Source organism: uncultured Nostoc sp., assembly GCF_937863485.1.
Lineage (GTDB): Bacteria > Cyanobacteriota > Cyanobacteriia > Cyanobacteriales > Nostocaceae > Nostoc.
Genome location: NZ_CALMFY010000213.1, coordinates 58,069 through 66,637, shown reverse-complemented (window position 1 = coordinate 66,637; position 8,569 = coordinate 58,069). Strand labels below are relative to the sequence as shown.

The window sequence follows — 8,569 nt, the reverse complement described above, 5'->3', positions numbered from 1 at the left end:
CTAGGGGTTGTCACTGATTATACTACGACGAGAGTGACAAAAGAGGGTTAAAGTTGAACAGAGAAAAAATCCCGGTACTAACAGAACTAATACCAGAGTTAAATGCTGTAATCCCCGCAACAGTTGGGAATAACGAATAGCCCATTCGCCGATGAATATAAGTTGTTCCGGCTGGCTTCGACGCAGGGAAAAACTGATCAGAGCGATGCCTACGGCGGCAAGCTACGCAACTCCCAAAGCTACAATCAAAAATACTAATAACAGTGAAGCTTTGAGCGCCTGGGTTCCAAATTGGACAAGCTCAATCGGATGCGTCAAATCAGGTAATCCGGGAATACCTTTAGCAGAAGATGACATTAGTTGATTTTTGTAGAATTTGGAGAACCAGACCGATAAAATCTCTTAAAAGTTTCTGGACAAGAGTTTTATTTGATACACAGACAGTTTAAACAAGGGCTGCGTAGGCGTAGCCAGCCGTAAGCATCGCTCTAACCCGTAATTGCTCGACTGCAACTTGGTATAAACATCAAAAGCCCGGTCTTCATGACCGGGCTTTTGAGCAGAAACAATGGGGCTATATTCCCCGAAGGTTAGTTATAGAGGTTCAGTATAATATCGATGCTCTAATAAGTGATACCACCCCGCTGTTATCGATTCCGGAAAATTCGCTAAGAATTTTTGAGTAGCCTTTATCTCCCAAAATACAGCAAGCGACTAGTGCCGCAAGGCGGAAGTCAGCCCCTTCGGGGAAGTCAAAAGTCAAAAGTCAAAAGTCAAAAGGAGCCAGTGCGTTGGGGAGCCAGCGCTAGCTTCTCCCAAAGGGAGAGGCTAGCGCCTGCCGTAGGATGCCCAAAGGGCTGTAGGGGGTTTCCCCCATGAGCGACTGGCGTCCGGCTCTGCCGACTTGTTCGCGCAGCGTCTCCGACAGGAGAAGCAACTGGCGTTCAAAAGTCAAAAGTATTATTGAATAAGCTCTTTAGAGATTTTAAATGGTTGCTCTATTTACGCCGTGGCGTACTAGTGCAGCACGGCATAAAGAACTATCCAGTTGAAAAAACCTAAAAAGCTAACTGTATAAGCTTTCTTGCTTCTTGCGCTATAGCAATCCGATTTGAAATGTGAGAAAATACGGAGATTAAAAGTACGTGTTTATAGGCATTTCAGCGATTTTATCTCTCACGAATGATTTAGGATTGCTGTAGCGCTGTTGGATCATTTTGATTAGCCAGTCTGATTGCAGCCTTCACAGCAAATCCTTTTTGGGTTAAAAATTAATTATCCAAACTCAATATACTCAATAATGGTTCCATCAGGATGCATCGCTCGCATATTAAATCCAGTAGGAACATTGTTAGGTTCCACCAGAATCACTGCACCCTGCTGAATAAGTACTTCTTTAAAATCATTGAGGGAGTCAACGAGAAATGTTGCGTGTGTACTTTTGAATGGAGAGAGTGTTTCAGCTGAACCAGCAATTAAAAGAATAGAACCCACACCTGCGAGTTCTAACTCCGCCTCAGAATATTGAAACCACAACCAACATTTTTCTGTAAAAAGGTTTTCATAGAAAGCGATCGCCTCATCCAACTCTATCGGACTTAGATAGACTCTGGTTAGTACTTTAATAATTTGCATTGCAAACTGTCTATTAGGCAGCTAGTGTATTTTATTTTGCTTATTCGGCAATCATAGTTTACTAAGATTGATCAATAAATAGCCTATCTTCAATTTGAAAAAGGTCTTCAACTCTCTGTTTACCTAGCTCTTGATCACGTTGTTCACTGTCAATCAAAATACATTTCATTTCTACACCTTTAGCTCCACAGAAGTCATCTGTATAGCTATTACCAATATATATACATGCTCAAGCATCAGTACCTAGCTTTAGAGGATGTCTGAAAACTTTTTTGTATACACCAAACGCTTAGAGATCCCTCTAAATTCACACCACTTGCTCATGGAGAGCTAATGCGGTCTTGGGCTTCAAGTAGAGGAGCCAGCCGTGTGGTGTTAGCGCAGCGTACTGCGGCATGGCAACTCTTAGAGAGGCTCCGCCAACGCTTAGAGCGACGTAGGAGCGTCGGCAGTCCGGTCTTCTCCCATTCGTGAGAGGTTAGCGCCTGCCGTAGGATGCCCGTAGGGCTGTAGGGGGTTTCCCCCAGGAGGAACTGCCGAAAGGCTCTGGCGACTTGAGCGGACTGGCGTCAAGTGGCGTGAGACGATGCCTGCCGCCCATAGCGCAGCCTCTTCTCTACCAGAAGCTGCGCCAACGAGTCCGCGTTCGCCTCTGGTCTTGTAGAAAGCATCTGGGGTTTCCCCAAGTGGAGTGACTGGCGTGGGGAGTGGAGGGATCAGCAAATATTTGATACTTCTCAGACATCCTCTCAGGAGTGTGTCAGAAGTCTGTGAGCTAGTACAACACGGCGTAAATAGAGCAACCATTTAAAAATCCTAAAAAGCTCATTCCGTTATACTTTTGACTTTTGACTTTTGAGTTTTGATTTCCGCCTTGCGGTACTAGGGAGCATCCCAATGCAAGCAAATTTACTAATGAAGCGTAGTCCAACTCTACCAGACGCTTTCCGAACTCAGAACCCGCAAGGTAGCCCAAATGTTGCAATTCACTTCATCTGTACAAAACGATTGCTTTGCTTGACTGCATTCCGTACCCTGTAGGAAGGCTCCGCCTACGCAATGACAAATTATGTTTTACACATTTGGGATGCTCCCTGTGGGCTATCTGCTAAACCTTTTTCCCCTGTGCATAAATAAAATAGTTATCTGTCACCTTCACCTCAGCCTGAAAACTTGCTTTTTTTAGCTTATCCTTAAGTTCATCTGGCTGATAAAAAATTTTGAAAATCTGGAATTCTTGACCATTATTTAACTTACGGGTTTTATATATGTTTCCGTCGTCTTCAAGGATATGATTGTTAGCCGTGGATGTCGGTTCAAAAGAAGAGTCAATGATAAATACTTGTCCACCAACGCGAACAGATTGATAAACTTTCGTCAAAAATGAATCGAGTAATTTTGGTGGCACATGAGACAGCCAAAAAGCAAAGAACACTAAATCATATTCAGAATCAGGTTGCCATGTAAATAAATCAATTAAGTGATATTCAACACTCAGTGAAAATAACTTAGAGCGATTAATTGCAATCACTTCTTCAGAGGCATCGATCGCAGTAATTTTTTTACCGATACTTAAAAGCTCCTGCGTCCAGATACCTGTTCCACATGCTAACTCTAAAATATCATCCACCACGCCAATTTGGTGTAATGTATTTTTGATAACAGCTACTTCATTAAACCACCGCTGATTGTTTTCGATACCGCGATCGTAGCGTCCTATCCTATAGAACCACTGATCATATTCGTTGGCTCTAGCACGATAGTACTCAATTTGTTGTTGAAGAATATTATCTATCATCGCCTACTTTGTGATCCGATTGAGTTTAGATTTGACACCAATAGCCATAGCTTTAAGAAAAATTTTTTATTCAGCGAATAAACTTGCTTTTTAGCCTTAACTATGTGATATTTTTATCATTCTCTAATCATACGGTAAACCAATAAACTTGCCGGAGTTATGCCGGAGGTTAGCTGAAGTCTGATATTAATTTACCCTGAAGGCAGAGTGATGATGTTGAATAAGTTCTCTTTAACCCAACTGTTGGGTATGGGTTTTGCCTTCCTCCAAAGGTTCCAACAACAAAGAATCCGCACCTTTTCCCTACTGTTTGCAGTGGGATTTAGTTTAACTTTGGCTGTCTCTGCTTGTTCTCCAAGCGCAAGCAACAATGGCACACAAGAGACAACTAGTCCTAGCCCAGCAGCTAGCGGCACTACAGTTCATATAGGTTACCAGAAAGCGTCAACTGTCCTCTATGCACTGAAGGCGAGAGGGGAATTAGAGAAAGCTTTTGCAGCTTCAGGATCTTCCGTAACTTGGTCAGAATTTCCGGCTGGCCCCCCACTCCTAGAGGCATTGAATGCAGGCAGTATTGATTTTGGTTATACCGGAGAATCACCACCTATATTTGCTCAAGCTGGGGGTGTTCCTTTGGTTTATGTTGCCTACGATCCTTGGAGTCCCAAGGCTGAAGCCATCCTGGTACCCAAGGATTCACCTATTAAAAGTGTGGCTGAACTCAAGGGCAAAAAAATTGCTTTTGCCAAAGGTTCTAATGCTAACTACCTATTGGTGAAAGCACTGGAAAAGGCAGGAGTACAGTACAGTGACATCCAACGAGTAACTCTCACTCCCGCCGATGCTCGTGCTGTCTTTGAGAGAAAAAACGTTGATGCTTGGGCAATTTGGGACCCTTATTTAGCCGCAGCAGAAGCAGCAACAGGCGCACGGACTTTAGCTGACGCGACGGGATTAGCTCCCAATCGTGGTTATTATCTGGCTGCAAAATCTTTTGTTGATGCCAAGCCGGATGCCTTGAAAATAGTTCTAGATCAGGTCAAGAAAGTCAGCAACTGGGCAAAGAATAATCCTGGTGAAGTTGCTAAATTTCTTTCCCCTGCTTTGGGTATAGATGCTCCTGTATTGGAAATAGCAGAAAAGCGGCGTGAGTATGATGTACTTCCGCTCACAGATGAAATAATTACTAAACAACAAGAGGTTGCAGATACTTTCTACAAAATTAAATTGATCCCGAAAGAAATCAAAGTTAAGGAAATTGTTTGGCAAGGCAAAGTGAATAATTCCTAATTCCTAATTCGTAATTCCTAATTTGGGAATTACGAATGATGTTACAAGCTAAATTAACAAGTTAATGATTACGACAGAAATAATGAGACACCAATTCAGTTTTACTGAAAATTGTATGTACCCGCTCCCGACAAGGAACCAACGATCGCAGATATATTCCTCGTACCTCAAGTTTATAATGCCGAGCGATTTAAATACTTTTTAGATCCATATTCAACTATTCGTAAAATCCACAAATTATTTATATGTCAGGCGGTAAATAACAAACCTAACGATGGACTAAATTTTGTAGTATGACCAATCTCAGCGTTAACCTTAACAAAGTCGCTTTACTCAGGAATACTCGAAATTTTGGTAGACCGAGTGTGATTGAAGCGGCTTTTACCTGCATTAAAGCTGGCGCACAGGGAATCACAGTTCACCCACGCCCAGACCAACGACATATCAAGCCCGAAGATGTCGATGCACTGGCGCAGATATTGACTGTTGAGTTCAACATAGAAGGTAATCCCTCACCTGAATTTTTAGAGATAGTCCGAAAAATCAAACCAACGCAGTGTACCTTAGTTCCCGATGCACCTGATGCTTTCACATCAGACCACGGATGGGATCTGGCTACAGATGGCTTTTGGCTCAGACCAATCATTCGAGAGTTAAAAGACCTCGGAGTTCGAGTTAGCTTGTTTATGGATACTGACTTAACTCAAATTAAACGTGCTAAAGAGATTGGAAGCGATCGCATTGAGCTATATACAGAACCTTATGCTACAGCTTTTCGTAATGGCAATGTAGAGTCTGTATTTCAAGACTACCAACAAGCAACACAAAAGGCTCAGGAAATTGGTTTAGGAGTCAACGCTGGGCATGATTTAAATCTACAAAACTTAGAAAAGTTCTGTTCAATTTCTGGCATAATTGAAGTGTCTATTGGTCATGCCTTGATTGCCGATGCTTTGGAGGTAGGACTATTTACTGCTGTGCAAGAGTATTTAAAAATCCTATGTTTGAATTAGATTTAAAAACTTTTCTAAATCCCAAAAGTACTTCAAAAGTTAGTATGCCAGGATCTATAATGGCAAGAAGCTAATTTAAACTCGAAGTAGCAGGAGTCCACTTCTTAAAGCTTCATCCCACAGAGACAATTTTTGAAGTTCTAGCAAAGAAAGAGGTGGATTTACAGGTAGCGGTTGCTCTTGTTGCAGAGATAGTTGCCACCACCCGACATCATGCCACTCACTAAATTTATACCCAACTCTGCAAAATACACCTACAGGTGAAAAACCGATAGCCTCATGCACAGCTACACTTGCTGGATTAGGTAAAGCGATCGCGGCAAAAACGTTGTAAAATCCTTGGAGTTGAAGTAACTGAAAAAGGGAACTATACAAGGCTTTAGCAACTCCTTTTCTGCGATGCTCAACATTTACGTACACAGATGATTCCACAGACCATTGGTAAGCGGCACGAGTCCGGTAGGGAGTAGCATAGGCATAACCTAGAAGTTCACCGTTAATTTGACACACTAGCCAAGGCATTTGCTGTTGATAGTTCTTGATGCGCCCTTGAAATTCCGTTTCACTAGGAGGTTCTATCTCAAAGGAAATCGAAGTTTCTCGAACAACTGGCGCATAAATTGCCAGCATTTTTAAGGCATCACTTTCATTAGCTAGTCTGATTGTAGCCTTCATAGCAGATCCTTTTTGGGCTAAAAATTAATCAAGCGAACTCAACATACTCAATAATTGTTCCATCAGGATGCATCACTCGCATATTGATTCTAGTGGGAATTTTATTCGGTTCCGCTAGAATCGCTGCACGCTGCTGAATAAGTGTTCCTCTAAAATCATTGAGTGAGTCAACGAGAAATGTTGCTTGTGTACTTTTGAATAAAGAGAGGGCTTCATCTGCTACCAAAGATTTCAGGCAATGCATAATTAATTTCTGGAGATATCTGATCCGAACGTGATATTATCGACGCAGATTTATAATATGTAATTTACCTCCTGAAGGCTCCGGCAAAGTATTCTATTTAATCAAAAAATAACTAACTATTTTATGGCTGCAACGAGCAACTTCCAAGATTCCGAAGTCAGACTGTTAAAGATATATAAGTTTGCCCCAGCTTGGGAAAACGAGCAAATAGTGTTTGGTGCTGCACGACCTGGATACACTAACAATAAGGTTCAAAATTGGATACAATTCATGAAGTATCAAGATATCAAGCGAGTTTGCTGCCTTCTTCCTGATCAACAGCTAGCTTATTACTCTGGACTTCTGGATACATACAAACAGGAATTTGGTAATCAGCTAGTTTGTTGGGCACCAATTGCAGATTTCCATCTATCTGATTTAGAAACCCTGACACAGAAAATACTTCCTTTCTTAATCGAAGCAGATAAGCAAAATGAGAAAGTCGTAGTACACTGCTCTGGTGGAATTGGACGTACTGGACATGTATTAGCGGCATGGCTAGTTAGTGTCCGAGGATTATCAAATCAAGCTGCAATAGCTGCTGTGAAAAGAACAGGTAGAAATCCTTATGAGGCTGCGATCGCTGCTGTGTTAAAAGGCAGAAATCCTTGGAAAGTTGTAAAAGAACTTGACGTGCTTCTGAATGATTGCCGTCTAGCAGTGCATACATAATCGGATATTTTGTGGAAGATTTATAGATATGATTTTATTTCAGAATATCTGATAAAGCTGCGACGCCGAATAGCCAGCCGTGGGCATCGCTCTGGGCACAACAACTTATGCTGTCACCATTGGCCTTACTGAATCAGGGGATGCTGGCTCAAAATGTAACACCATAATTTGCTCTGGGCGTAAACCGACAGATTCATAAGTGCGTCCATTGCGATCGCTAAATTCAACCTCAAATGCAGCACCACCAGCTAATAATTCTGCTACTGTGCCAACTTGACCACGGTACAGATTGTATTCAGGTAAATCAACTGTTAGTGCTACTACATTCAGGAACTCAATTCTACTTTTAGTCATCTTGTATCACTTCCAAATGCTTACACAGAATTAAATCATTTAGGATTGCTATAGAGCCTTCCATATTCTCAAAAATCTCATGCAAATAAAAGATTGTATAGTAAGCTATCTCATTGCCTCAAATCATAAATTTTACGAATTTATGTCTTTATATGTTTTCAAAATCCGAGCAGCAAGTTGTTTAAATTGTTCTTCAGTACCTATATTAAGAGGAAACAACTTGAGACGCTCTATTATATGAGGCGCATTCCCTATCAAAGCTAATTTGATATAAGAAAGACGTATTAATGCTACTTCACAAGTAATATAGCTAAAGTTATTTCTACCGCTTTCATTCATCCATAACACTGTAAATTTTATAATTTGGTCTCTATATTGTTCTAAATCTCTTTTAATTTCTCCAATAGTAGAATAACCTGAATACAATAGGTACTCGATTGTATCCGATTCAACCTTTTGGTTTTCTACGAGAGGTAATTTTATTTTGTTAGATATAGCTTGACTTATTTGTTTAACTAAAGGTTCTCTTTGTATAAACTCCTTAATTGACTCTATATCAATTCTTACATTGTTCAAATTATTTTGATTCATACTATCTTCTACCTGAATTTTATACTCCTCAATTGCATTGCGAAGATGTTTAAATTCCTCATCAGCCCCTTCGAGAAGTGCAGCAAGACGGGAAAATCTCCGCTGAATTGGTTGGGGAGGTGAATTTTTGCTTTTGTATCCAAGGTCATGTTCTATCTCAGCCCAAGTATGCTGAAGAATTGAACAGGCAATGCGGTATAGACTCTCTAGCTGGGCAGCAGTAGGCATACTGAACATTTCTTCGCCTGTTGACTATCC

10 protein-coding genes and 1 pseudogene are annotated in these 8,569 nt (G+C 41.1%); 3 read left to right on the top strand and 8 right to left on the bottom strand.

Translation table 11 applies throughout. From position 1 onward, the window contains the following. Positions 1 to 45: 45 nt before the first annotated feature. From Q0541_RS28590 to Q0541_RS28575, 4 genes and pseudogenes are all read right to left on the bottom strand, one after another. Positions 46 to 357, bottom strand: a pseudogene (locus tag Q0541_RS28590) (hypothetical protein); the annotation flags it as partial. 918 nt (positions 358 to 1,275) lie between these two features. Continuing rightward, positions 1,276 to 1,635, bottom strand: a complete 360-nt coding sequence (locus Q0541_RS28585; protein WP_298919264.1) for a VOC family protein — start codon at positions 1,633 to 1,635, stop codon at positions 1,276 to 1,278. 426 nt (positions 1,636 to 2,061) lie between these two features. Further along, complete coding sequence (locus tag Q0541_RS28580) at positions 2,062 to 2,358, bottom strand: hypothetical protein (protein WP_298919262.1); 297 nt, start codon at positions 2,356 to 2,358, stop codon at positions 2,062 to 2,064. A 385-nt stretch (positions 2,359 to 2,743) separates the two neighbouring features. Further along, entirely contained in the window at positions 2,744 to 3,433 is a 690-nt protein-coding gene (locus Q0541_RS28575) for a class I SAM-dependent methyltransferase (RefSeq protein ID WP_298919260.1), read from the bottom strand. Between the two features lie 213 nt (positions 3,434 to 3,646). Between Q0541_RS28575 and Q0541_RS28570 the strand changes: the two genes are divergently transcribed. Both Q0541_RS28570 and Q0541_RS28565 read left to right on the top strand, forming a co-directional pair. After that, positions 3,647 to 4,723, top strand: coding sequence for a sulfonate ABC transporter substrate-binding protein (locus Q0541_RS28570; RefSeq protein WP_298919280.1), 1,077 nt, complete (start codon positions 3,647 to 3,649; stop codon positions 4,721 to 4,723). A gap of 293 nt (positions 4,724 to 5,016) precedes the next feature. After that, positions 5,017 to 5,736, top strand: coding sequence for a pyridoxine 5'-phosphate synthase (locus Q0541_RS28565; protein ID WP_298919258.1), 720 nt, complete (start codon positions 5,017 to 5,019; stop codon positions 5,734 to 5,736). 75 nt (positions 5,737 to 5,811) lie between these two features. On the opposite strand, the gene Q0541_RS28560 is transcribed toward Q0541_RS28565, so the two are convergent. Beyond that, positions 5,812 to 6,411 carry an arsinothricin resistance N-acetyltransferase ArsN1 family B gene (locus tag Q0541_RS28560; protein ID WP_298919256.1) on the bottom strand — a complete coding sequence of 200 codons (600 nt, stop codon included), beginning with the start codon at positions 6,409 to 6,411 and terminating at the stop codon, positions 5,812 to 5,814. A 28-nt stretch (positions 6,412 to 6,439) separates the two neighbouring features. After that, positions 6,440 to 6,655 (bottom strand): hypothetical protein, encoded by a 216-nt coding sequence (locus Q0541_RS28555; protein ID WP_298919254.1) that lies wholly within the window; start codon positions 6,653 to 6,655, stop codon positions 6,440 to 6,442. Positions 6,656 to 6,826: 171 nt separating this feature from the next. Between Q0541_RS28555 and Q0541_RS28550 the strand changes: the two genes are divergently transcribed. Beyond that, entirely contained in the window at positions 6,827 to 7,366 is a 540-nt protein-coding gene (locus tag Q0541_RS28550) for a dual specificity protein phosphatase family protein (RefSeq protein ID WP_298919278.1), read from the top strand. Between the two features lie 105 nt (positions 7,367 to 7,471). Here the strand turns inward: Q0541_RS28550 and Q0541_RS28545 are convergent, their stop codons facing one another. Together Q0541_RS28545 and Q0541_RS28540 are read right to left on the bottom strand one after the other, a co-directional pair. Beyond that, a complete protein-coding gene (locus Q0541_RS28545) occupies positions 7,472 to 7,720 on the bottom strand; it encodes a DUF4926 domain-containing protein (RefSeq protein ID WP_298919252.1) in 249 nt (82 codons plus the stop codon). A 132-nt stretch (positions 7,721 to 7,852) separates the two neighbouring features. Then, positions 7,853 to 8,539 (bottom strand): hypothetical protein, encoded by a 687-nt coding sequence (locus Q0541_RS28540; RefSeq protein ID WP_298919250.1) that lies wholly within the window; start codon positions 8,537 to 8,539, stop codon positions 7,853 to 7,855. Between the last annotated feature and the right edge of the window lie 30 nt (positions 8,540 to 8,569).

Excerpts from the sequence above, each read along its gene's own strand:
- Q0541_RS28555 (WP_298919254.1), bottom strand. The coding sequence starts at position 6,655 with ATGCATTGCCTGAAATCTTTGGTAGCAGATGAAGCCCTCTCTTTATTC.
- Q0541_RS28565 (WP_298919258.1), top strand. The coding sequence starts at position 5,017 with ATGACCAATCTCAGCGTTAACCTTAACAAAGTCGCTTTACTCAGGAAT.
- Q0541_RS28585 (WP_298919264.1), bottom strand. The coding sequence starts at position 1,635 with ATGCAAATTATTAAAGTACTAACCAGAGTCTATCTAAGTCCGATAGAG.
- Q0541_RS28560 (WP_298919256.1), bottom strand. The coding sequence starts at position 6,411 with ATGAAGGCTACAATCAGACTAGCTAATGAAAGTGATGCCTTAAAAATG.
- Q0541_RS28575 (WP_298919260.1), bottom strand. The coding sequence starts at position 3,433 with ATGATAGATAATATTCTTCAACAACAAATTGAGTACTATCGTGCTAGA.
- Q0541_RS28540 (WP_298919250.1), bottom strand. The coding sequence starts at position 8,539 with ATGCCTACTGCTGCCCAGCTAGAGAGTCTATACCGCATTGCCTGTTCA.
- Q0541_RS28570 (WP_298919280.1), top strand. The coding sequence starts at position 3,647 with ATGTTGAATAAGTTCTCTTTAACCCAACTGTTGGGTATGGGTTTTGCC.
- Q0541_RS28545 (WP_298919252.1), bottom strand. The coding sequence starts at position 7,720 with ATGACTAAAAGTAGAATTGAGTTCCTGAATGTAGTAGCACTAACAGTT.